The organism is Embleya sp. NBC_00888 (genome assembly GCF_045207655.1).
Lineage (GTDB): Bacteria > Actinomycetota > Actinomycetes > Streptomycetales > Streptomycetaceae > Embleya.
In genome coordinates this window covers 3,522,476-3,544,370 of sequence record NZ_CP108784.1, presented here as the reverse complement: position 1 = coordinate 3,544,370, position 21,895 = coordinate 3,522,476, and the positions used below count along the sequence as shown (strand labels likewise).

The 21,895-nt window shown below is 71.4% G+C and carries 18 protein-coding genes; 10 read left to right on the top strand and 8 right to left on the bottom strand.

The window, feature by feature from the left end:
* Nucleotides 1-157: 157 nt before the first annotated feature.
* Together OG948_RS14535 and OG948_RS14530 are read left to right on the top strand one after the other, a co-directional pair.
* Complete coding sequence (locus OG948_RS14535) at nt 158-829, top strand: response regulator transcription factor (RefSeq protein ID WP_020556678.1); 672 nt, start codon at nt 158-160, stop codon at nt 827-829.
* 56 nt (nt 830-885) lie between these two features.
* On the top strand, nt 886-2,151 hold the full coding sequence (locus OG948_RS14530; RefSeq protein WP_406296818.1) for an ATP-binding protein: 1,266 nt from the start codon (nt 886-888) through the stop codon (nt 2,149-2,151).
* Between the two features lie 73 nt (nt 2,152-2,224).
* Here OG948_RS14530 and OG948_RS14525 read toward each other — a convergent pair whose 3' ends face one another.
* Nucleotides 2,225-2,815 carry a GtrA family protein gene (locus OG948_RS14525; protein ID WP_406296817.1) on the bottom strand — a complete coding sequence of 197 codons (591 nt, stop codon included), beginning with the start codon at nt 2,813-2,815 and terminating at the stop codon, nt 2,225-2,227.
* Nucleotides 2,812-3,354, bottom strand: coding sequence for a GtrA family protein (locus OG948_RS14520; RefSeq protein WP_406296815.1), 543 nt, complete (start codon nt 3,352-3,354; stop codon nt 2,812-2,814). Before OG948_RS14520 ends, OG948_RS14525 begins: the two co-directional genes overlap by 4 nt.
* Nucleotides 3,355-3,529: 175 nt before the next feature.
* On the opposite strand from OG948_RS14520, the gene OG948_RS14515 reads away from it, so the two are divergent.
* Nucleotides 3,530-4,669 (top strand): 5-(carboxyamino)imidazole ribonucleotide synthase, encoded by a 1,140-nt coding sequence (locus OG948_RS14515; protein WP_406296813.1) that lies wholly within the window; start codon nt 3,530-3,532, stop codon nt 4,667-4,669.
* Nucleotides 4,666-5,169 carry a 5-(carboxyamino)imidazole ribonucleotide mutase gene (gene purE, locus OG948_RS14510; RefSeq protein WP_406296812.1) on the top strand — a complete coding sequence of 168 codons (504 nt, stop codon included), beginning with the start codon at nt 4,666-4,668 and terminating at the stop codon, nt 5,167-5,169. Before OG948_RS14515 ends, purE begins: the two co-directional genes overlap by 4 nt.
* A gap of 243 nt (nt 5,170-5,412) precedes the next feature.
* Here purE and OG948_RS14505 read toward each other — a convergent pair whose 3' ends face one another.
* Together OG948_RS14505 and OG948_RS14500 are read right to left on the bottom strand one after the other, a co-directional pair.
* Nucleotides 5,413-5,838 carry a CoA-binding protein gene (locus OG948_RS14505; RefSeq protein WP_406296810.1) on the bottom strand — a complete coding sequence of 142 codons (426 nt, stop codon included), beginning with the start codon at nt 5,836-5,838 and terminating at the stop codon, nt 5,413-5,415.
* 106 nt (nt 5,839-5,944) lie between these two features.
* A complete protein-coding gene (locus tag OG948_RS14500) occupies nt 5,945-7,264 on the bottom strand; it encodes a UDP-glucose dehydrogenase family protein (protein WP_406296808.1) in 1,320 nt (439 codons plus the stop codon).
* A gap of 250 nt (nt 7,265-7,514) precedes the next feature.
* Between OG948_RS14500 and OG948_RS14495 the strand changes: the two genes are divergently transcribed.
* A complete protein-coding gene (locus OG948_RS14495) occupies nt 7,515-8,675 on the top strand; it encodes an acyl-CoA dehydrogenase (protein ID WP_406296806.1) in 1,161 nt (386 codons plus the stop codon).
* Between the two features lie 135 nt (nt 8,676-8,810).
* On the opposite strand, the gene OG948_RS14490 is transcribed toward OG948_RS14495, so the two are convergent.
* The 3 genes from OG948_RS14490 to OG948_RS14480 all read right to left on the bottom strand — a co-directional run bounded on the left by OG948_RS14490 (nt 8,811) and on the right by OG948_RS14480 (nt 12,342).
* The gene (locus tag OG948_RS14490; protein ID WP_406296804.1) at nt 8,811-9,419 is read right to left on the bottom strand and encodes an acyltransferase; all 609 of its coding nucleotides are present in this window, start codon (nt 9,417-9,419) and stop codon (nt 8,811-8,813) included.
* Between the two features lie 16 nt (nt 9,420-9,435).
* A complete protein-coding gene (locus tag OG948_RS14485; RefSeq protein ID WP_406296803.1) occupies nt 9,436-10,968 on the bottom strand; it encodes a glycosyltransferase in 1,533 nt (510 codons plus the stop codon).
* Between the two features lie 300 nt (nt 10,969-11,268).
* Nucleotides 11,269-12,342, bottom strand: a complete 1,074-nt coding sequence (locus OG948_RS14480; RefSeq protein WP_406296802.1) for a glycosyltransferase family 2 protein — start codon at nt 12,340-12,342, stop codon at nt 11,269-11,271.
* Nucleotides 12,343-12,600: 258 nt separating this feature from the next.
* Between OG948_RS14480 and OG948_RS14475 the strand changes: the two genes are divergently transcribed.
* From OG948_RS14475 to OG948_RS14455, 5 genes are all read left to right on the top strand, one after another.
* Nucleotides 12,601-14,124 (top strand): LCP family protein, encoded by a 1,524-nt coding sequence (locus OG948_RS14475; RefSeq protein ID WP_406296800.1) that lies wholly within the window; start codon nt 12,601-12,603, stop codon nt 14,122-14,124.
* A 78-nt stretch (nt 14,125-14,202) separates the two neighbouring features.
* The gene (locus OG948_RS14470) at nt 14,203-15,576 is read left to right on the top strand and encodes an LCP family protein (protein ID WP_406296799.1); all 1,374 of its coding nucleotides are present in this window, start codon (nt 14,203-14,205) and stop codon (nt 15,574-15,576) included.
* A gap of 122 nt (nt 15,577-15,698) precedes the next feature.
* Nucleotides 15,699-17,531 carry an HSP90 family protein gene (locus OG948_RS14465; RefSeq protein ID WP_406296797.1) on the top strand — a complete coding sequence of 611 codons (1,833 nt, stop codon included), beginning with the start codon at nt 15,699-15,701 and terminating at the stop codon, nt 17,529-17,531.
* A 9-nt stretch (nt 17,532-17,540) separates the two neighbouring features.
* Nucleotides 17,541-20,438 carry a hypothetical protein gene (locus tag OG948_RS14460; RefSeq protein ID WP_406296795.1) on the top strand — a complete coding sequence of 966 codons (2,898 nt, stop codon included), beginning with the start codon at nt 17,541-17,543 and terminating at the stop codon, nt 20,436-20,438.
* 214 nt (nt 20,439-20,652) lie between these two features.
* On the top strand, nt 20,653-21,183 hold the full coding sequence (locus OG948_RS14455) for a pyridoxamine 5'-phosphate oxidase family protein (protein ID WP_406296793.1): 531 nt from the start codon (nt 20,653-20,655) through the stop codon (nt 21,181-21,183).
* 131 nt (nt 21,184-21,314) lie between these two features.
* On the opposite strand, the gene OG948_RS14450 is transcribed toward OG948_RS14455, so the two are convergent.
* Complete coding sequence (locus tag OG948_RS14450; protein WP_406296792.1) at nt 21,315-21,779, bottom strand: DUF6299 family protein; 465 nt, start codon at nt 21,777-21,779, stop codon at nt 21,315-21,317.
* Nucleotides 21,780-21,895: the final 116 nt, after the last annotated feature.

The window sequence follows — 21,895 nt, the reverse complement described above, 5'->3', positions numbered from 1 at the left end:
TGGCGGCGGTGCGCGTCCGGGGATGATCCGCCCCGGTTCGGGCAGATTTCGTCCCGGTCCCCCGATCAGCGAAAAATCCCCGCCGATTTCCGGCCGCCGCAGGTCTGTCGGCCGGAGCTCGTCAACCTCGGGCCCATGGCTCAGTAACATCAAGGTCATGACCCGCGTACTGCTCGCCGAGGACGACGCATCCATCTCCGAACCGCTCGCGCGTGCGTTGCGCCGAGAGGGCTACGAGGTCGAGGTGCGCGAGGACGGCCCAAGCGCTCTCGAATGCGCCGCGCAGAGCGGGGTGGACCTGCTCGTCCTCGACCTCGGTCTGCCCGGGATGGACGGCCTGGAGGTGTGCCGGCGGCTGCGTGCCGAAGGGCACGGCTTCCCGGTGCTGGTCCTGACCGCGCGCGCCGACGAAGTGGACACAGTGGTCGGCCTCGATGCCGGTGCCGACGACTACGTCACCAAGCCCTTCAGGCTCGCCGAGCTGCTCGCGCGCGTGCGCGCGCTGCTGCGGCGCGGCGCCGCCGACGTCGGCCAGGGGGTGCACGGCGTACGCATCGACGTCGACTCGCACCGCGCCTGGATCGGCGAGGAGGAGCTCCAGCTCACCGCCAAGGAGTTCGACCTGCTGCGGGTGCTCGTGCGCGACGCCGGCCGGGTGGTCACCCGTGACCAGCTCATGCGCGAGGTGTGGGACACCACGTGGTGGAGTTCCACCAAGACGCTGGACATGCACATCTCGTGGCTGCGCAAGAAGCTCGGCGACGACGCGGGCAACCCCCGCTACATCACCACCGTGCGCGGCGTGGGCTTCCGCTTCGAGAAGAGCTGATTTCGAGCCGGGCCGACTTCGCGGGAACCGACCTCGGAAAGCTGACGGGACCAACCTTGCGTCGCAGGCTCATCAACACCACGCTCGGCGTGGTCCTGGTCGTCGTGGCGGTCCTCGGCGTGCCCCTGGCGTTCGTGGAGACGCACGCGATCGAGAACAGCGCCGGCGACAGCCTCAAGGCCGAGGCCGCGCGCATCCTGGAGGTCGTCGAGCTGCGGCTGGCCTCCGGTGAACGTTCGGACGCGGAACTGCTGCACCGTCAGATCGAACCGCATCGCTACGCGATCGTGCGGCTGCCGGGGGAGCCCCCGCTGGTGATCGGCGACAAGCCGAGCGGCCGGGTCTTCGAGAAGGACATGCACGGCGAGATGGGCGACTCGGTCACCGTCGGCGAGCCGCGCGAGCGGGTCACCGGCAAGATCCGCGAATCCCTCCTGCTGATCCTCGGCGTCGCGCTGCTCGCCGTCGCGGCCGCCGCCGCCCTCGCCGTGTGGCAGGCCCGCCGGCTGGCCCGCCCGCTGACCGACCTGGCCGAGACCGCCGAACGGCTCGGCTCGGGCGACCCCCGGCCAAGGCATCGCCGGTACGGCGTGCCCGAACTGGATCGGGTGGCCGAGGTGCTGGACCAGAGCGCCGAACGCATCGCCCGGATGCTCACCGCCGAACGCCGACTCGCCGCGGACGCCTCCCACCAACTGCGCACCCCGCTCACCGCGCTCTCGATGCGCCTCGAGGAGATCATCGCGACCGAGGACCCGGAGATCGTCAAGGAGGAGGCCGCGATCGCGCTCTCCCAGGTGGAGCGGCTCACCGACGTGGTGCAGCGGCTGCTCACCAGCAGCCGGCGCGGCAGCGGCGGGCGCGACCCGCGCAACATGTCCGCGGTCACCGTGCGGGTGGACGACGTGATCCAGCAGCAGATCGACGAGTGGCGGCCCAACTTCCGCGAGGCCAAGCGCAACATCCGGGTCGAGGGGGAGCGTGGGCTGACCGCCGTGGCCACGCCCGGCGCGCTGTCCCAGGTGCTCGCGACGCTGGTCGAGAACACCCTCATGCACGGCGCGGGCGCGGTGAACATCCGTACCCGGACGACCGGCACGTCGGTGGTGCTCGAGGTCGAGGACGAGGGCACGGGAGTGCCCGACGAGCTGGGTGCGCGGGTGTTCGAGCGGGCGGTCAGCGGCCACAACTCGACCGGTCTGGGCCTCGCGGTCGCCCGCGACCTGGCCGAGGCGGACGGCGGTCGCCTGGAACTGCTCCAGCAGCGCCCGCCGGTGTTCGCGGTGTTCCTGGCGGCCCACCCGGAGGAACCGCCGGAGTGAGGCCCTCGGGCCTTCGAACGCCAAGCCTTCGACCAACCCCAGATCTTGAACCCGAGCCTTCGAGTCCCGGGCCTCAGGCCCGGGACGTCTCGCTCTCGTCCTCGACCAGCCGGGCCGCCTCGGTGTCCAGGTGCGCCCGGCCCGGGCCCGCCGGCCGCCCGTCGGCCTCCGCGGCCTCCTCGCCCGCATGCTGCGGCGCGACCACCCGGACCGCCTTGCGGTCGACCTGGTGGGTGCCGGTGAACACCCACGTGCGGTAGGACCAGAAGCGGAACAGCGTGCCCAGCGGCAGTCCGACCGCGTACTTGGCGACGTTGTCCGCGAGCAGCGAGGGGTAGCCGAGCCAGTAGTGCGAGATGGCCACGGTGCCCGCCTCGATCGCCATGCCGACCCCACTGAACACCATGAACAGCACGAACTCGCGGCGACTGTCCGCGGACGTACGGTGCCGGAAGGCCCAGTACCGGTTGCCCAGGTAGTTGACCACGATCGCGATGGCGGTCGAGATCACCGACGAGCGCACCGAGGCCAGGCCCAGGTGGTTGCGGCAGATGTTGAACACGATCACGTTGACGATCACGCCGAAGCCGCCCACGGCGCCGAACTTCAGCGTCTCGTGCAGCAGGTGTCCGACCCGGCCGTACCAATCCCGGAGCGCCTTCACGACATGCCACCTTCGACGACCGGCACGGATTCCGGCCGTTTGTGCTTGAACACCCACGTACGGAATGCCCAGAAGCGGAACAGCGTGCCGAGGGCCATACCGACGATGTTCGCCGAGATGTTGTCGGCGAGCTTGCTCTCGTAGCCCATCAGGGTGTGCGAGACGTACACACTCGATGCCTGGATGCCCGCCGCGATCGCGCTGAACACGAAGAAGAGGGTGTATTCGCGGCCGACGCCGGTGCGATCCCGATGCCGATAGGTCCAGTACCGGTTACCGACGTAGGCGACGATTGTCGCCGGGATCGAGGACATGATCTTCGCCGCGACCCCGCCCATGCCGAGCGAGAGGCCGAGGTTGAACACGAGTACGTCCACCGCGTAGGCGAGCCCGCCCGCGACCAGGAATTGGGTGACCTCGGCGCGAAAGCGCGCGAGACGACTCGCGGGCGGCGTGCCGACCGTGTCGGGACGTGCGTCGACGGGCAACGGCTCGGACGCTGCTCTGGCTCCGCGGGTGCTATCGGCATGACGACTCACCCGACGAGGGTAGCCGCCGCGGCCGTTCGGCATCGGCGCGCGGTCTCCCTCCTGTTGCAGACTCTTTACCGGAACATCTTCCGCCCCATGTGGCACATGTCGTTCGGGCCTTGCTCGGCCACGCCCGGAACGCCCGCCGACACGCCCACCCGAGTCGGGTCGGTACCCTTCCCCCGTGACGTTCCCAGTCGTCGGCATGGTCGGCGGCGGCCAGCTCGCCCGCATGACGCACCAGGCCGCAATCCCGCTCGGCGCCCGCTTTCGCGTACTCGCCGCATCCCCGTCCGAATCCGCGGCCCAGGTCGTCGGCGATGTCGTGCTCGGCAGTGAGGACGACCTCGCCGACCTGCGCCGCTTCGCGCAGGGCTGTGACGTGGTCACCTTCGACCACGAACAGGTGCCCACCGCGCTCCTGGAAGCCCTGGAGGCCGACGGCGTGGCCGTGCGGCCGAGTCCGAAGGCCCTGGTACACGCCCAGGACAAGGGCGTCATGCGGGCCCGGCTGGCCGAGATCGGCGTGCCGTGCCCGCGCAACCGGATCGTGACCGACCCGGCCGACGTCGCGGCGTTCGCCGCCGAGGTGGGCGGCTGGCCGGTGGTGCTCAAGACCACCCGCGGCGGTTACGACGGCAAGGGCGTGTGGATCGTGCGCGGCGAGGACGAGGCCGCCGTGCCGTTCGCGGCCGGGGTGCCGGTGCTCGCCGAGGAGAAGGTGGACTTCACCCGCGAGCTGGCGGCCTGCGTGGTGCGCTCGCCGCACGGCCAGGCGGTGGCCTATCCCGTGGTCGAGTCGATCCAGGTGGACGGCGTATGCCGCGAGGTGATCGCGCCCGCGCCGGACCTGGCCGAGGAGCGCGCGGTGCGGGCGCAGCGGATCGCGCTGTCGATCGCGGGCGAGCTGGATGTGACCGGACACCTCGCGGTCGAGCTGTTCGAAACCACCGACGGCCGGATCCTGGTCAACGAGCTGGCCATGCGTCCGCACAACAGCGGGCACTGGAGCATCGACGGCGCGGTCACCTCGCAGTTCGAGAACCACCTGCGCGCGGTGCTCGACCTGCCGCTGGGCGACCCGCGCGCCCGGGCGCCGTGGACCGTGATGGTCAACGTGCTCGGCGGCGACTACCCGGACATGTACCGCCCGTACCTGCACGTGATGGCCCGCGATCCCGGGGTCAAGGTGCACATGTACGGCAAGGACGTGAAGGCCGGCCGCAAGGTCGGGCACGTCACCGTGTGCGGCGACGACCTGGCGGACGTGCGCGAGCGCGCCCGGCACGCCGCCGACTACCTCCGAGGGGACATCACCGAATGAGCACGCAGCCCGTCGTCGGCATCGTCATGGGGTCCGACTCGGACTGGCCGGTGATGGAACTCGCCGCGCAGGTCATGGACGAGTTCGGGATCGCGTACGAGGCCGACGTGGTCTCCGCGCACCGGATGCCGCAGGAGATGATCGAGTACGGCACGAGCGCGGCCGAGCGCGGTCTCAAGGCGATCATCGCGGGCGCCGGCGGCGCCGCGCACCTGCCCGGGATGCTCGCCTCGGTGACCCCGCTGCCGGTGATCGGCGTACCGGTGCCGCTCAAGTACCTGGACGGCATGGACTCGCTGTTGTCGATCGTGCAGATGCCGGCCGGCGTGCCGGTGGCCACCGTCTCGATCGGCGGCGCGCGCAACGCCGGCCTGCTCGCGGTGCGGATGCTGGCGGCCCACGATCCGGCCCTGCTGGCGCGGATGACCACATTCCAGGCCGACCTGAAGGCGCAGGCAACCGAAAAGGGCCGCAAACTCCGCGAGCGGATCGGATCCTAGCTCCCCGACCCGTCAGCCCCCGCGCCCCACCCCCAGGCGCGTCAGCGCCCCCGACCCACCCCACCCCAGTGATCGACGCGCGAAGCGCGGAGAGCGGCGGAGCCGCAAAACTTGGGCTTCGTGGCCCGGAGCGAAGCGCAGGGACACGAAGCCCCGAGCGAGGTGCCGCTTTTTCTTGGAGGAGCGAAGCGGGGGAAAGAAAAAGCGGCGCCTCGCGAGCCGGCGACGAAGTCGCCCGACAAATCAGCCCCGCCCCGCCCCGGTCATCGTGATGCGCTGGAGCTCCACCGCGGAGCAGCGGTCCATCACCATGTCCAGGCCCGCGTCGCGGACGCGCTGGTAGGCCCGCTCGTCGATCACGTCCAACTGGAACCAGACCGCCTTCGCCTCGATCTTGACGGCCTGGTCGGCGACCTCGCCGGCATGTTCCGAGTTGACGAACACGTCGACCACGTCCACCGGGAACGGGATCTCGGCGAGCGTGGCATAGCCCTGCTCGCCGTGCACGATCTCGGCCTTCGGGTGCACGGGCACGACGCGCTTTCCCCACTGGCGGAGGAACGCGGCTACTCCATATGCGGCGCGGTGGGAGTTGGTGCTGAGTCCCACCACCGCCCACGTGTGTGTGTCGAGGATCCGTCGGATCGTGGCCTCGTCGCCGTACGGCATGCTGATGACCTCGCAGTCCTTGTCTCGCTGCTCGCGGTGCCCCCCGACAGACGGACGGCGCGGCGCCGTCGGCCCGGTGAGTGTGCCCCCGGGGCGGGCCGGCTACTCAGGGGCGACCGAGTGCCCGGTACGTCCATCCTGCGCCGCGCCAGCGCACCGGGTCGAGGGCATTGCGCCCGTCGAGTACGCGACGTTGTGCGACGATCTCGCCCAGTTCGGCCGGATCCATCTCGCGGAACTCCGGCCACTCGGTCAGATGCAGCACCACGTGGGCGCCCCGGGCGGCGTCGAAGGCGGTCTCCGCGAAGGTCAGGCCCGGGTACATCTTCTTGGCGTTGTCCATCGCCTTGGGGTCGTACACGGTCACCTCGCCGCCCTGGAGCTGTACCTGGGCGGCGACGTTGAGCGCGGGCGAGTCGCGGATGTCGTCCGAGTTCGGCTTGAAGGCGGCGCCGAAGACGGCCACCCGGCGGCCCAGGAAGCTGCCGTCGCACTGCTCGCGGGCGAGGTCGACCATCCGGAACCGGCGGCGCATGTTGATCGCGTCCACCTCGCGCAGGAAGGTGAGCGCCTGGTCGGCGCCCAATTCACCCGCCCGGGCCATGAACGCGCGGATGTCCTTGGGCAGGCAACCACCGCCGAAGCCGAGGCCGGCCTTGAGGAAGCGGCCGTTGATCCGCGGGTCGAAGGCGAGTGCCTCGGACAGTTGCTCGACGTCGGCCCCGGCCGCCTCGCAGACCTCGGCCATCGCGTTGATGAAGGAGATCTTGGTGGCCAGGAACGAGTTGGCGGCGGTCTTGACCAGCTCGGAGGTGGCGAAGTCGGTCACCACGAGCGGTACGTCCTCGGCGAGCAGCTTCGCGTACACCTCGCGCAGCGCGGCCTCGGCCCGCTGCGAGCGCACGCCGATCACCAGCCGGTCCGGGTGCAGGGTGTCCTGGACGGCGTAGCCCTCGCGCAGGAACTCGGGGTTCCAGGCCAGCTCGGCCTCGGTGCCCACCGGCGCCAGCTCGGCGATCCGGACGGCGAGGCGCTCGGCGGTGCCGACCGGGACGGTGGACTTGCCGACGATCAGGCACGGGCGGGTGAGCAGCGGGGCCAGCGCGTCCACGGCGGCGTCGATGTAGGACACGTCGGCGGCGAACTCGCCCTTGCGCTGCGGCGTGTTCACGCAGACGAAGTGCACGTCGCCGAACTCGGCGACCTCGGCGACGTCGGTGGTGAAGCGCAGCCGCCCCGACGCGACGTGCGGGGCCATCAGCTCTTCCAGCCCGGGCTCCCAGAACGGTGTCCGGCCGCTCGAGAGGGTGGCCACCTTGTCGGGATCCACGTCCATGCCGAGGACCTCGAAGCCCAGCTCGGCCATGCACGCGGCGTGCGTGGCGCCCAGGTAGCCGGTACCGATGACCGTGATGCGGGGTGCCACGTACGTCACCTGACTTCTTCGTCGAGGGGCGGGATGGAGCCTGATGGAGCCCGATGGGACGGGTGCGGATGCCGTCCGTCATGGATCGTATCCGTCGCCGTCACGCCGGCGTCGTCGAATCGTGGCCGTGCCGATGCGGGCCCGGCCGGGGTGCGGCTGAATAATTGTGGGCGACAGTGTTGTTTACTGAGCGGTAATAAAACGCTGCTGCGTACGCGCCGCACATCCTTCAGTCGAGAGGCAGGCACCCGTGGCCGGACGAAAAGACTTCGACCTCTACCGCGTCTCCGAGGAGCACGACATGCTCCGCGAGTCGGTCCGCGCCCTCGCCGAGGCGAAGATCGCCCCGTTCGCCGCCGAGGTCGACGAGCAGTCCCGCTTTCCGCAGGAGGCGCTGGACGCGCTCAGCGCGAACGATCTGCACGCGGTCCACATCCCCGAGGAGTACGGCGGCTCGGGCGCGGACGCGCTGGCCACCGTGATCGTGATCGAGGAGATCGCGCGGGTGTGCGCCTCCTCGTCGCTGATCCCGGCGGTCAACAAGCTCGGCACCATGCCGCTCGTGCTGTCCGGGTCCGAGGACCTCAAGCGGCGCTACCTCGGCGCGGTGGCGCGCGGCGACGGGATGTTCTCCTACTGCCTGTCCGAGCCCGAGGCGGGCTCGGACGCCGCCGCGATGAAGACCCGCGCGGTGCGCGACGGCGACTCGTGGGTGCTCAACGGCGTCAAGCGCTGGATCACCAACGCGGGCGTCTCCGAGTTCTACACGGTGATGGCGGTGACCGACCCGGACAAGCGCAGCAAGGGCATCTCGGCCTTCGTGGTGGAGAAGTCGGACGAGGGCGTCTCGTTCGGCGCGCCGGAGAAGAAGCTCGGCATCAAGGGTTCGCCAACGCGCGAGGTCTACCTCGACAACGTGCGGATCCCGGCCGACCGGATCATCGGCGCCGAGGGCACCGGCTTCGCCACCGCGATGAAGACGCTCGACCACACGCGCGTGACGATCGCGGCGCAGGCGCTGGGCATCGCGCAGGGCGCGCTCGACTACGCGAAGGGGTACGTGCAGGAGCGCAAGCAGTTCGGCAAGCCGATCGCCGACTTCCAGGGCATCCAGTTCATGCTCGCGGACATGGCGATGAAGCTGGAGGCGGCCCGGCAACTGACCTACGCGGCGGCGGCCAAGTCCGAGCGCGGCGACGCGGACCTGACCTTCCACGGCGCCGCCGCCAAGTGCTTCGCCTCCGACGCGGCGATGGAGATCACCGTGGACGCGGTCCAGCTCCTCGGCGGCTACGGCTACACGCGCGACTACCCGCTGGAGCGGATGATGCGCGACGCCAAGATCACCCAGATCTACGAGGGCACCAACCAGGTCCAGCGCATCGTGATGGCCCGGAACCTGCCGAAGTAGGCCCCTCGGTCCGCACGGGCGAGGTGCGGAGCGCCACGATCCCCCGGCCGGGAGGCCGGCGAGGCTTCGGCCGGGGGATTCGGCGATCGCTGCGGCAACCGGAAGGGTCCACCGACTCCCGGCGTTCCGCGACGCCTATGCGGTCGAGGCGGCGGGCGGCGCTGTCAGGGTCAGTCGCCCGTCCTGTTCCGTGTACAGCTCGCCGGTTTCCGGGCAGCGCCACCGGCCGTCGCCCGCGTCGGTCAGGGGCACGCCCGCGCGGCCGACCCATTTGATGCGGCGGGCCGGGACGCCGGCCATCAGGGCGTGGTCGGGGACGTCGCGATGCACCACCGCGCCGGCGGCGATCAGGGCCCAGCGGCCGATCGTCACGCCCGCGACGACCACGCTGCGGGCGCCCACGGCGGCACCCTGACGGACCGTCACGCCCTGGGCCGACCAGTCCTTTTCGCCCTTGAGCAGGCCGTCGGGGGTGATCGCGCGCGGGTACATGTCGTTGGTGAGCACGACGGCCGGGCCGATGAAGACGCCGTCCTCGAGCACCGCGGGCTCGTAGACCAGCGCGTGGTTCTGCACCTTGACGTTGGCCCCGACGCGGACCGCGGGTCCGATGTACGCGCCGCGACCGATCACGCAGTTCGGGCCGAGGACCGCGTCCTCCCGGATCTGGGCGAGGTGCCACACACGGGTGCCCTCGCCGATGGTTGCCGACTCGTCAACGTCCGCGCTCGGGTCGATTGCCACCCTCGAACGCTAGTGCTCACTCGGCCGCCACGCCCAGGAAATCGGCGAGGACGCGGGCCGAACGCCGGCCGTCGTGGTGCTCGGCGACGTACGCCGGGCCGCGTGCGGCCAGTTCGCGGGCCGCGTCCGGTTCGGCGATCACCTCCTCCAGCACCTCGGCGAGCGAGTTCGGGTCGGCGCCGCGGATGGGCAGGTCGGACGGCAGGTGCGCGGTCGCCGACTCGTGCAGGTAGCAGATCGTCAGGCGGCCCGCCGCGAGCGCCTGACACGACGTCATGCCGTAGGAGCCGCAAGCGAATTGGTCGAGCACGATGTCGGCGTCCGCGAACAGCGCCGGGAGTTCGCGGGCGGAGCGGTTCAGGACCCGCCGGTACTCGATCAGGCCGATCTCGTGCAGTCGGTGCAGGGTGGGCTCGATCCGCGCGGTGCCGTGCAGGAATGGGCTCGACATCACGTGCAGTACGACCGGGCGTTCCCGGGTCAGCACCGGCGTGTCGGCGCGCCACACCTCGGGGTCGAGCGTGGTGGGCAGCCATACCGCGTTCGGCACGTCGGCGATCAGGTCGGGCGTGGCCACGAAGGTCGGCACGTCCAGGTCCCGCAGGATCGGCAGCAGCCGGTCCACCTTGGCCTGCAACGCGTGGGTGAGCTCGTAGCGCGGGTCGAACGGCGAGAACTCGACCCGGGCCCGGTGCGCCGCCGGATCGCGCACCTCCGAGCCGTACAGCACCAGTCCCAGCGCGATCCCGGCCGCCCGCAGTTCGGCCAGGTCGGTGTCCACCCAGGAACCGCCCAATCGGCCGAACGCGGGCATCCCGCACTCCGCCAGGACGTGGGTGTAGCGATCCAGCACATGGGCGAGCCGGCCCAACTGCCAGCGGGTGGACAGCCAGTCGTCGGTCTCGATCGCCTGATCGGTGGGGTGACCCAGGGTGTTGGCGGAGGCGAGCGCGGACGCCTCGGCGCGGACGCCCGGCAGGTGCCGTTCGACCGCGCGGGCCCACGCGTGCCCCTGTCCGCAGGTGTTGGTCGGCCCGATGCCCAGCACCGGCGAGGACGCGGCCGGCGGCTGCGCGTCGGCCGCGAACGCGCGCACGTACGGCTCGTACGCCCGCGCGCAGCGCAGTGCCCACGCGTCGGCGTCGCGTTCGGCCTCGGCCCGGTGGGCGCGGCGGACCGCCTCCAGGTCGCGCTGGGCCATGATCCGGCGCAGTCCCTTGAGCACCCCACCGCCGTCGAGCGCCTCGACCCCGGCCCGCGCGGCGGCGAGCCGGGCGGTCTGGGCCGGGTCGATCGGCACCCGCAACGAGCGCACCACGCCGGTCTCGGACACCTGCACCGAGGTGGTCACCGCGACCGTCTCGGCGGGCTCGATCCGCAGCACGTAGGCACCCTCGACCGGATCGTCGGAATGTTCCCCGCCCACGTCCGTGTGGGTGACGACGACGCGCCGCAGCCGCTCGGGCGGGGTGAAGCCGCGATCCTCCGCGGCCTGCCGGGCGTCCGGAATCGCCACTCCAGCGGCCACAGCCGAGTCCCTGTCGCTCATCGCCGTCGTCTCCCAAGGCCGTGCCGACTGTTCACAGACTGTCACCGGGGACGAGCGGTGACCAGGGCGGCCACGTTACTTGGCTTTACCGAAAGGACCCGGTTTCCGGCCGAAGAAGCGGCGAGTCGTCGGCCCGGGGCCGGCTCCGGAGCCCGATCCGGGGCCGCAGCCGAGGCCCGACCGAGGCCGCGTCCGGAGCGCGATCCCGGGCCGCAGCCGAGGCAACGCTTTTCCCACACAACGCGAGGGCCCGGGTCGCACGCGCGCGACCCGGGCCCTCGGACAACCGTTGCCGGTGGTTCAGCTCAACTCGTCGGCCGGCCGCTCCGTGCCCGCCTCGACCCGATCGGCGAGGCTCTTCGGACTGGTCAGGAAGCCGGCTCCCCAAGCCCCGTGCATCGTGGCGAGCACGATGGGCAGGCGTACGAACGCGGCGGGCCGCAGGCCGCGGCCCTCCCACGCGACGCCGCCCAGGATGGCCACCACGTAGCCGCCGGGCAGCAGCCAGCCGGGCCAGAAGCCGACCAGACCGGCCACCGTGCCCACCGTGACCGCGAGCAGCGCGGCCGGCGGTGCCAGATAGCGAAGGTTGACCGAACCCTTGTGGTGCCGGGACACCACCCGCCGCCAACGGCCGTAGTTGAAGTACTGCTTGGCCAGCGCCTTGGGGGTCTGCCTGGGTCGATAGGAGACCTTGAGCTCGGGCGAGAACCAGATCAGGTAGCCGGCCTGGCGGATCCGGTAGTTCAGCTCCCAGTCCTGGGCCCGCTCGAACTCCTCGTTGTACCCGCCCATTTCCTCCAGCACCTCGCGCCGGAAGACGCCGAGGTACACGGTGTCCGCGGGCCCCGCGCTGCCGCCGGTGTGGAAGCGCGCGTTCCCGACGCCGAGTTTGGAGGTCATCGCGCGGGCGACCGCGTCCTCGTAGGGGGTGGTGCCCTCGGCGTGCATGAGCCCGCCGACATTGGCCGCACCGGTGTCGACCAGCAACCGGACGGCGGTGGAGATGTAGCCCGCGGGCAGGATGCCGTGGCCGTCGACGCGCACGATCACCGGATGGCTGGAGGCGCCGATCGCGGCGTTGAGCGCGCACGGGGTCCGACCGCTCGGGTTGGCGACGGTGTGTACCCGCTCGTCGTTCGCGACCAACCGGGCGGCGATGGAGTCGGTGTCGTCCGTGGACGGTCCGAGCGCGATCACCACTTCGATGTCGCCGGGGTAGTCCTGCGCGAGCACACGACCGACGGCCTCTTCGAGATGTCGGGACTCGTTGAGCACCGGCATGATCACGGAGACGGGCGGTTTTTCGGGAAGCGGCTCCGCTCGGCGAGCTGGGGGCTCGTGCGTGGCGGGCTCGTCGGCGGTGTGATTCATCGCCTTGGAGCGTACTGCGAATGGACCTGCCGACGGGCATCGACCGGGTGAGCGAGCGAGGGTGGCCGTCGGCGTGCCGTCCCCGATCCCGCCGGATCCCGGCTTACGGTGGTTCGACGCCCACCGCAACCGTGGTCGGACGGGCAGGCGTCCTTCGGGTGAACGCGGGTACGGATGCACATCCGCACGGTGCGCGCCGCAAGGGTGCGCGGCGAACGGCGGGACGACATCGGTCCGCGAGGAGGGACACCGCAGCCCATGGCGACGACCGGCGGCCGACCCCCGGCGAGAACCACCACCGGCGACCGGCCCGAGCGCAACGTCGGCCGCAACTGGCTCGTACTGATCACCGGCGTGCTCGCGGCGGCGATCCTGGCGACCAGCGGCATCGGCTGGGCGTGGGTGAAGCACTTCGACGGGAAGATCCAGCGGATAGACCCGTTCAAGGGCCTGGACAACCGCCCGGGCACCGGATCCGGCAAGGACCTCAACTTCCTGGTCGTCGGCTCGGACAACCGCGCCGGCATCTCCAAGGACACGCTCAACAAGCTGCACGCCGGCGGTGAGTCCTGCGACTGCACCGACACGGTGATGATCGTGCACCTCAACGCCAAGCGGGACCGCGCGACCATCACCAGCCTGCCGCGCGACAGCTATGTGGAGTTCCCGGCGCACAAGGACAAGACCACCGGCGAGCAACGCGGCCCCTCCAAGGGCAAGATCAACGCCGCCTACACGCTCGGCGGTCCCCCGCTCACGGTCGCCACCGTGGAGAAGGCCACCGGCATCAGGATCGACCACTACATCGAGGTCAACTTCGTCTCGTTCGTCAGCGTCGTGGACACCCTCGGCGGCATCGAGATGTGTACGCCCAAGGCGCTGCGCGACCCCAAGTCCGGCCTCGATCTGCCCGCCGGCACCAGCAAGCTGGACGGCGTCAAGGCCCTCCAGTTCGTCCGCGCCCGGTACATCGCCAGCGACCCGACCGGTGACATCGGCCGTACCCAGCGCCAGCAGAAGTTCATGACGCAGGTGCTCGCGAAGGCGACCTCCTCCGGCACGCTGACCGACCCGCTCAAGCTCAAGAACGTGCTGGACGCGGTGCTCGGCTCGATCAAGGTCGACGACAAGATGAGCTCGCAGGACTTCCTGGAGTTGGGCGGCAAGCTCAGGAACCTGACCAACTCCGGGGTCACCTACGCGCAGGTGCCGCTCAAGAGCATGGACCACCAGGTCCCGGACTGGGGCTCGACCGTGTTGTGGGACGAGGCCAAGGCGGCCGGTCTGTTCCAGGCGATCCGCGACGACAAGGACCTGATTGCGCCGCCGGAGAAGAAGCCCGACACACCGGGTGCCACCACCGCCCCGGCGCCGTCCCCGGTGTCGGTCGAGGTGGCGCCGGGCGACATCTCGGTGCTGGTGTACAACGGCGCGCCGACCACCGGCCTGGGGCCGCGCGCGCACGAGGACCTCAAGAACGCGGGCTTCGCGATGGCCGGCGCGCCGCGCATCTCGACCTCCACGGACGGGGCCCGCACGATCATCCGGTACGACCCCCGGTGGAACCGCTCGGTCAAGACGGTGCAGGCCGCGCTGCCGGGCGCGACGCTGGAGTCGGTCACCGGCCTGGGCCGCACGATCGAGGTGGTCGTGGGCTCGTCGTACCAGGGAACGACCCCGGTCCGGGTCGGCGGCGCGAGCAGCGAGCAGCCGTCCATGGCGGCAACACCGAATCCGGCATACTCCGCCAAATCCGGTGACGAGGTCTCGTGTAAGAAGTGAGCATCAACTGTGGAACAGATGGTCGATGAGATAGGCATTCGGTTGCCTCGGGGCTGATGGAGTGAAAGCTTCGCTCTCATGAGTAATTGGCCGCCGGGATGGGCGGATGGCGACCAACAGCCGCAGCAGCCCCCTCCGGGAACGATTCCGAGCCGCCCCGGCGGCCACTCCGCCGGTGGACATCCGGTCGGCGGGCCGCCGGCCGCCGGCCATCCACCGCAGTCGCCGGGCGGGTATCCGCCCGCGCCGGGTGGCTACCCGCCGCCGCCGGGCGGTGTCCCGCCGGTCCGGCAGGCGCCCGGCCCGGACGCCTATCCGCCGCAACCGCCGATCGCCGACGCGCACGGCGCGCCCCCGGCGCCGGCGGGACCGCCGCCGCAGCGCGGGCCGAGCGGCCCCGGCGGGCCCGACGGCCCCGACGGGCCGCCCCGCCCCGGTGATCCGCCGCGGCGCCCGCGCGGCCCGGTCAACTGGAAGAAGCGCATCCTGATCGGGATCGCGATCTTCGTCACGCTGATCGTGGTGTTCGGCACCGTGACGTACTTCTGGGCCGACTCGAAGATCCGGCACGAGGACGTCCTGGACAACTACAAGGGCCGCCCGGCGTCGACCGCGGGCACCACGTGGCTGATCGTCGGCTCGGACAGCCGTGAGGGCCTGGACGCCGACGACCGCAAGAAACTGCACACCGGCAAGGCCTCGGGCAAGCGCACCGACTCGATGATGCTGCTGCACAAGGGCAAGGGCGGCACCGCGCTGATCAGCCTGCCGCGCGACTCGTATGTGGACATCCCGGCGTTCAGCAAGAACGGCAAGACGGTCAAGGCGCAGAAGAACAAGCTCAACGCGGCCTTCGACCTCGGCGGCGCGCCGCTGCTGGCCCGGACCGTCGAGATGGCCACCGGCCTTCGGCTCGACCACTACGCGGAGATCGGCTTCGGCGGCTTCAACAACATCGTCGACGCGATGGACGGCGTGGACATCTGCCTCAAGGGGCCGATCAAGGACGAGAAGTCCGGCGCGGACCTGAAGGCCGGTTGCCAGACGCTGGACGGCGCGGAGGCGCTCGCCTTCGTCCGCTCCCGCTACTACGACCCGGCGCGCTCCGACCTGGCCCGGATGGAGAACCAGCAGAAGTTCCTCAGCGCGCTGGCGAAGAAGGCCAAGTCGGCGAGCGTCCTGCTCAACCCGTTCAGCGCCTTCCCGGTCGCGGACGCCTCGCTGAGCGCGGTGACGGTGGACGACGACACCGGGCTGTTCGACCTGTACGACCTGTTCAAGGACATGGGCAGCCTGTCCGGCGGCGACGGTGTCACCACGACGGTGCCGATCTCGAACCCCGGATACCCCGTCAAGAATGTCGGCTCCACCGTGCTGTGGGACGACAAGGGTTCCAAGGCGCTGTTCCAGGCGCTGCGCGACGGGCGGACCGTGGACGCGCCCAAGAGCTGAACCCCGGTCGGCGGGGACGGGCGGGCGGACAACTGATTCGCCGCCTGTCCCCGCCGTTTCGTACCATCAGCACTCGGCCGGGATGTCGGCCGGCGATCCTGCCCCGAGGTGACGAAGTCCGCATGAACGACGCCGCGATAACCGCCGCAGACCACACCTTCCAGGTCGATCTGCGCGGTCTGGTCGACCTGTTGTCGCACCACCTCTACTCCAGCCCCCGGGTATACCTGCGCGAGCTGCTGCAGAACGGCGTCGACGCGGTGACCGCGCGCAGAGCCGCGGATCCGGAGGCGGACGCGGAGATCACCATCACGGTCGAGGACGGCGGCCTGCGGATCGCGGACACCGGCGTCGGGCTGACCGAGGCCGACGTGCACCGCTTCCTGGCGACCATCGGGCGCAGCTCCAAACGGGACGAGTTGGAGAGCGCGCGGCGGGACTACATCGGCCAGTTCGGCATCGGTCTGCTCGCGTGCTTCGTGGTCGCCGACGAGATCACCGTGGTGACCCGCTCGGCGCTGGTGGACGCGCCGCCGGTGGAGTGGAAGGCCGGCTCCGACGGCCGCTACACGGTCCGCGCGTTGGCCCGCGAGGAGCGCGAAGAGCCGGGCACCACGGTCTTCCTGACGCCGCGTCGGGGCAGCGAGTCCTGGTTCGCCCCGGACCGGGTGATCGAACTCGCCCGCGACTTCGGCGCGTTGTTGCCGTACCGGGTCACCGTGGTGGCCGCCTGCGAGCACACACCGATCACCGACACACCCGCGGTGTGGGATCGCCCGTACCCCACCGCGGAGCGCCGTCGGGCCGCGCTCGCCGCGTACTGCGAGAGCCGGCTCGGCTTCACCCCGCTGGACGTGATCGACCTGGACGTACCGCTCGCGGGGGTGCGCGGCGCGGCGTTCGTGCTGCCGGAGGCGGTCAGCCCGGCGATGCGCGGCAAGCACCGCGTGCACCTCAAGGGCATGCTGCTCACCGAGAACGCCGACGGGTTGTTGCCCGACTGGGCGTTCTTCGTGCGCTGCGTCGTGGACACCGACACGCTGCGGCCCACCGCGTCCCGGGAGAGCCTGTACGACGACGAGTCGCTCGCGGGCGTGCGGGACGCGCTCGGCGGGCACATCCGGGACTGGCTGGCGAACCTGGCCGCGCACGATCAGTCGCGACTGGCCCGGTTCCTGAGTGTGCATCACCTGGGCGTGAAGGCACTCGCCCGGCACGATGACGAACTGCTGCGCCTGGTCCTGCCGTGGTTGCCGTTCGAGACCACGGACGGGCGGATCGCGCTCGACGAGTTCGCCCGTCGGCATCCGGTCGTGCACGTGACCTCGACCGTGGAGGAGTACCGGCAGGTGGCGCCGATCGCGGCGGCGGCCGGGCTCGGCGTGGTCAACGGCGGCTACACCTACGACCTGGACCTGGTGCACCGACTGGCCGAGATCCGCCCGGGCACCACCGTCACCGAACTCGACCCGGACACCGTCACCGCGCACCTGGACTCGGTCGACCCGGCCGCCGAACTGGCCGCGGCGAGCTTCCTCGCGCACGCGCGGGCCGCGCTCGATCCGCTCTCCTGCGACGTGTCGCTGCGCACCTACCAGCCGGTCACCGTGCCGGCGCTGCTGCTGGACGGGCGGGACGCGCGCGGCGAGCGCGGGCGGGCCGAGGCCGAGCAGGACGCGGCCGGTCGCGGCGACGACCTGTGGTCGGGCATCCTCGGCTCGCTGCGCGGCCAGGGTCCGCGCGCCCAACTCGTGCTCAACCACCTCAACCCGCTGGTCCGCCGGATCGCCGGCCTCGACGATCCCGAACTGGCCCGGGCCGCGGTCGAAGGACTGTACGGCCAGGCCCTGTTGCTCAGCCACCGACCGCTCACCTCGGCCGAGACCGGCCTGCTCGGCCGATCCTTCCTCGGCCTGCTGGAGCGGGCCGTCCACCAGCCGAACCCCGCCGAATAGGAACCCTTGATGGAAATCCGTGACGACGCCGGGTTCTTCGCTGCCCTGGACGCGAACGAGGAACTGCCGTACGGCAAGGCCCGCACCGCCCGCGCCGAGGAACTGGTCGTGGTGGCCGAGCGGATGGGCGACGACGAGAACCTCGCGTGGGCGCTGCTGCGGCTGATCACCGCGTACAACTACGGCGGCGAGTCGCCGCGCACACCGGTGCCGCTGTCCCGGCTGCTCAAGCTGTGGGACGAGCACCCCGAGGGCTTCGACGAGCAGTTGACCCACCATCTGTTCTGGGACCTCAAGTGGGTCACCAGCTCGCTGCTCTCGGTGCCCGAGGTGCCGCTGACCGCGATCCGCGGCTATCTCGCGGACATGGAGCGCCGGTACCGCACGGCGGGACACAGCCCGCGTCCGGTGCACCAGAGCCGGTTCTACCTGGCCCGGCACGTGGGCGCGGACGCGGAGACCACCGAGGCGTTCGACGCGTGGCTGGCCGCCGACCGCGATCGACTCGCCGACTGCGACGCGTGCGAACGGCGGGAGCAGGCCCGCTGGTTGATCGCGCAGGGCCGGGACGGCGACGCGCTGGAGCTGCTCGCGCCCACCCTGGACGGCGAGTTGACCTGCGCCGAGGAGCCGCAGGTCTCGCTGGCCACCTCGATGTTGCCGCTGGTGCGCGCGGGCGACCCGGATCGGGCGCGGGCCCACCACCTGCGCGGCTACCGGTCGGTGCGCGGCAAGGTGAGCACGTACGCGGCGGTCGCCGAGCACATCGAGTTCTGTGCGCTGACCGGCAACGAGGGGCGAGGCATCGAGATCCTGGCCGAACACCGCGCGTGGCTGGAGCGTCCGCAGAGCGACCCGTCCGACCACTCCGACTTCCTCGCCGGCGTCGCGGTGCTGCTGCGCCGGTTGGTCGCGGTCGCCGGGCCCGAATTGGTGGTCTTCGAGGACACCTCGGCCGGCGCGCTGCGCGATACGGTCGAGCGCGAACTCTTCGAGATCACCGCGCGCTTCGACGCGCGCAACGGGAACGACGCGGTGAGCTCGCGGGTGCGGCGCCGGCTGGCGGCCGTACCGGTGGCCACGTCGCTGCCGCTGGGGTTGCGTTCGGCGCGGGTGGCCGCGGCAACCGAGCCGGTCGCCCCGAGGATCGCCGTCCCGGCCGCCGCCGACGTCGAGGAACTGCGCGCCCACGCGCAGGAGTTGGACACGCAGGGGCATCCCGACTCGGAGGCCGCCTGGCGGGACTACGCGGCGGCCGCGCGGGAGCGGGGGCAGGACGTGGACGCCTTCGCGCTCGCCGCGATCGAGGAGGCGGACGGGGTCGAGCTGGTCGAGGAGGGCGAGTTCGCGGCCGGCATCGCGGCGCTGACCCGGGCCGCGGCCGGCTATCTCGCGGCGGACGCGCCCGGGCGGGCCGTGGGTGCCGAGGTGCGCGTCGCGATGGCGCGGTTCCGGGCCGAGGAGGCGGACACGATCGAGCTGTTCGACGCGGCTCGGGACAAGGCCGCCAAATTCCTGCCGGGGGACGCCGCGCCGCTCGCACTGGTCCTGCACCACCGGGTGATCGTGGCGCTGGCGAGCGAGGCGGAGGACGTCGACGACGTCCTCACCGAACTGCACGACCTCGGCCGCGAGTACGGGCTGAGGCACCGTCAGGCGGCGGCGCTGCACATCCGCGCCGAGCGGGCGCTGCAACAGGATCGTACGGCCGACGCCCTGGCCGATCTGAGCGCCGCCATCACGCTGTGCGGCGAGGCCGAACGGCCGTGGCTGGCCTGCCGGCCGCTGTTCCTGCGCAGCCAGGTGCGGATGCAGTCGGGCGATCCGGCGGGGGCCGAGGCGGACATGCGCGCGGCGCTGGAGAAGGCCGCGTTCTACGCCGAGCCGCAGTTACCGGTCGGCCACGCGCTGACCATGCTGGCGAACGCCCTCGGCGCGCAGGAAAGGGCCGAGGACGCACTGCCGTTCGCGCTGGAGGCCGCGCACGTCTTCGACGACGAGGGCGACGCGGAGATGGCGGCGGCGTGCCGCAGGGGTGCCGTGAGCATGCTGTTCGGCCTGGGCCGGGACGCGGAGGCCGCGGCGATCCTGGAGGAGTTGCTGCCGGAGATCGAGGCGCAGCACGGCGCCGAGCACGCGATGCACGAACGGTGGGCGCTGGGCATGTGCCTGCGCCGGCTCGGCGACGCCCGGGACGCGGCGAAGCATCTGTCGATGGCCGCCGAGGCCGCGACGAAGGTCGCCGATCGGGCGACGCAGGCGGAGCTCGCGGTGGCGGCGGCGCACGCGCTCGACGACGCGGGGATGGCGCCGCAGGCACAGGCGGCCTTCGGCCGGGCGATCGAACTGCTGCGCGCCGAGGGCGACGTACGCGAGACGGTCCGCGCCCTGCGCGCGAAGGCGTGGAACATCGCGGGCAACACGGACCGGGAGGACCCGTCGGGGGTGGACCGGGCGTTGGCGCTGTTCGGGGAGGCGTTGCGGGAGCTGGCGGGGGCCGGGGGCGGCGCGGACTCGGGTGCGGGTTCCGGTGCGGATGCGGATGTGGGCTCGGGCGACGGGTCGGCCTCGGGTGTGGGCTCGGGGGACGACGTGGCGGCGATGATCGCGGTCGAGACGGCCGGTACGCATCACCAGCTCGCCCACCTGCTGGCGCGCGCCGACCGGCTGCATCCGGCGCTGGACGCGGCCGATCGGGCGGCGACGGCGTATGTGCCGCTGCTGCCGGAGGAGGGCGACGGGTATGTGGATGCCGTGCAACTGGCCGCGCGGATAGAGGCGTTCGGGCTGGAGCAGCGGCAGACGGCGGTGACCCGGTTGACCGCGGCGCTGTCGGCGTGCGCGGCGGCCGACTTCCAGGCGGTCCAGGACCTCAGGGCGTTGCGGAACGAGCTGGCGAAGAACTGAGCCGCGGAGGCCGGCGGGCGGGCGGGTCACGGCGGAACCCGCCCCCGGCCTCCCGGCGCCTGTCGTGGTGCGGGCCGGGCGGTCCGATTGTGTACCCGAATGGATGAGGATTCATGACGCAGGATGTCAGGGATCCGGGTCGATCATTGACTGGTCGGCGTCCGTGATGGCGTGCACCGGGCGCCGCGGACGGATTCGGATAGGCAAGGACCCCATGCGCGAAACTCCGGAAGATCTGAAAGAGCTTCAGTCCCTCCTCGACGCCTCCCTCTCCCACTCCACCACACATCTGCGCTCGATCATCAACAGCGAGCGCACCTTGACCGCGGAGCAGCTCACCCGGACTCTCACCGGCATGTGCACCCTCGCCCTGTCCACCGTGACGGCGAAGGGCGAGCCGCGGATCAGCGGCGTGGATGGGCACTTCCTGCGCGGCAAGTGGCACTTCGGTACGGCGCGCAACGCCGCCAAGGCGCGCCACCTCGCGGCGCGCCCCGCCGTCAGCGCCGCGCACATGCGCGGTGAGGATCTGGGCGTGTTCACGCACGGCAAGGTGGAGATCCTCAACCCCCGGGAGGGCGAGCCGGCCGCGGACTGGCCGGACCTGCTGGCGTACTTCAAGGACTTCTACGGCGACGACCTGTTCGACTGGGACAACGACGTGGTCTATTACCGGCTGCATCCGCACTGGATGACCGTCTACGCCGCCGACGTCGCGAAGCTCACCGCGACGCCCGGGTCCTGATCCGCGCCGGTCCTGATCCGTCCCTGTCCTGATCCGCGTCGGAAGCGCCATCCACGCCGCGTGGGAGGGGCGGTCCCGTCGCCCGGAGCCATGCGGCGTGGCTCCGGGCGACGGGGTCGCCGGGCGTACCGCTAGATCGCCTTGACCGTCACGTCGCGGGTGTCGTGGGCGAGGATGTTCGGGAGAAGCGGGATCACGCCCTCGCCGGGTGCGAGTTCGAGCAGGGTGGCCTCGCCGCGCGCGGCGCCGGGGTGGATGCCGAAGTAGGGCTGCCCGGTGTTGCGCCAGGTGTGTCGGGCGCCGTCGCACGTGGCGACACTGCCGTCGACCGAGGCGTGCCGACCGTCCTGGTCCACCTGACCGCCGACCAGCACGGTCCCGGCGTGGTGGGGGGTGCATCGATAGGTGCCGGAGAGCGTGATCGTCCCGTCGCCCGCCACCCACCCGGTGGAATCGATGGTGACCTGGTCACCCCCGGCGCGCGCGGCACCGATCGGGAGCGTATGCGCCTGTGCGGCCACGGGAGCGAGCGCGAGCACGAGGCCGGCGAACCCGGCGGACAGAACCGTGGCCGTACGGCCGGCAGTGATGATCATGCCGTCGCCAACGATCCCGAATCCGAAAGGTTTCGGCCGTGCGTACGGAGGGGGGACCGCCCGCTCCGTCGCCTTCCATGGGCACAGACCAGCCTCACCGGCGCGGGGCCGGGGTG

What these genes read in the sequence shown, in the direction of transcription:
- OG948_RS14535 (WP_020556678.1), top strand. Translation starts at nt 158, where the DNA reads ATGACCCGCGTACTGCTCGCCGAGGACGACGCATCCATCTCCGAACCG.
- purE (WP_406296812.1), top strand. Translation starts at nt 4,666, where the DNA reads ATGAGCACGCAGCCCGTCGTCGGCATCGTCATGGGGTCCGACTCGGAC.
- OG948_RS14505 (WP_406296810.1), bottom strand. Translation starts at nt 5,838, where the DNA reads ATGCCGTACGGCGACGAGGCCACGATCCGACGGATCCTCGACACACAC.
- OG948_RS14485 (WP_406296803.1), bottom strand. Translation starts at nt 10,968, where the DNA reads ATGAGCGACAGGGACTCGGCTGTGGCCGCTGGAGTGGCGATTCCGGAC.
- OG948_RS14480 (WP_406296802.1), bottom strand. Translation starts at nt 12,342, where the DNA reads ATGAATCACACCGCCGACGAGCCCGCCACGCACGAGCCCCCAGCTCGC.
- OG948_RS14475 (WP_406296800.1), top strand. Translation starts at nt 12,601, where the DNA reads ATGGCGACGACCGGCGGCCGACCCCCGGCGAGAACCACCACCGGCGAC.
- OG948_RS14470 (WP_406296799.1), top strand. Translation starts at nt 14,203, where the DNA reads ATGAGTAATTGGCCGCCGGGATGGGCGGATGGCGACCAACAGCCGCAG.
- OG948_RS14465 (WP_406296797.1), top strand. Translation starts at nt 15,699, where the DNA reads ATGAACGACGCCGCGATAACCGCCGCAGACCACACCTTCCAGGTCGAT.
- OG948_RS14460 (WP_406296795.1), top strand. Translation starts at nt 17,541, where the DNA reads ATGGAAATCCGTGACGACGCCGGGTTCTTCGCTGCCCTGGACGCGAAC.
- OG948_RS14455 (WP_406296793.1), top strand. Translation starts at nt 20,653, where the DNA reads ATGCGCGAAACTCCGGAAGATCTGAAAGAGCTTCAGTCCCTCCTCGAC.
- OG948_RS14450 (WP_406296792.1), bottom strand. Translation starts at nt 21,779, where the DNA reads ATGATCATCACTGCCGGCCGTACGGCCACGGTTCTGTCCGCCGGGTTC.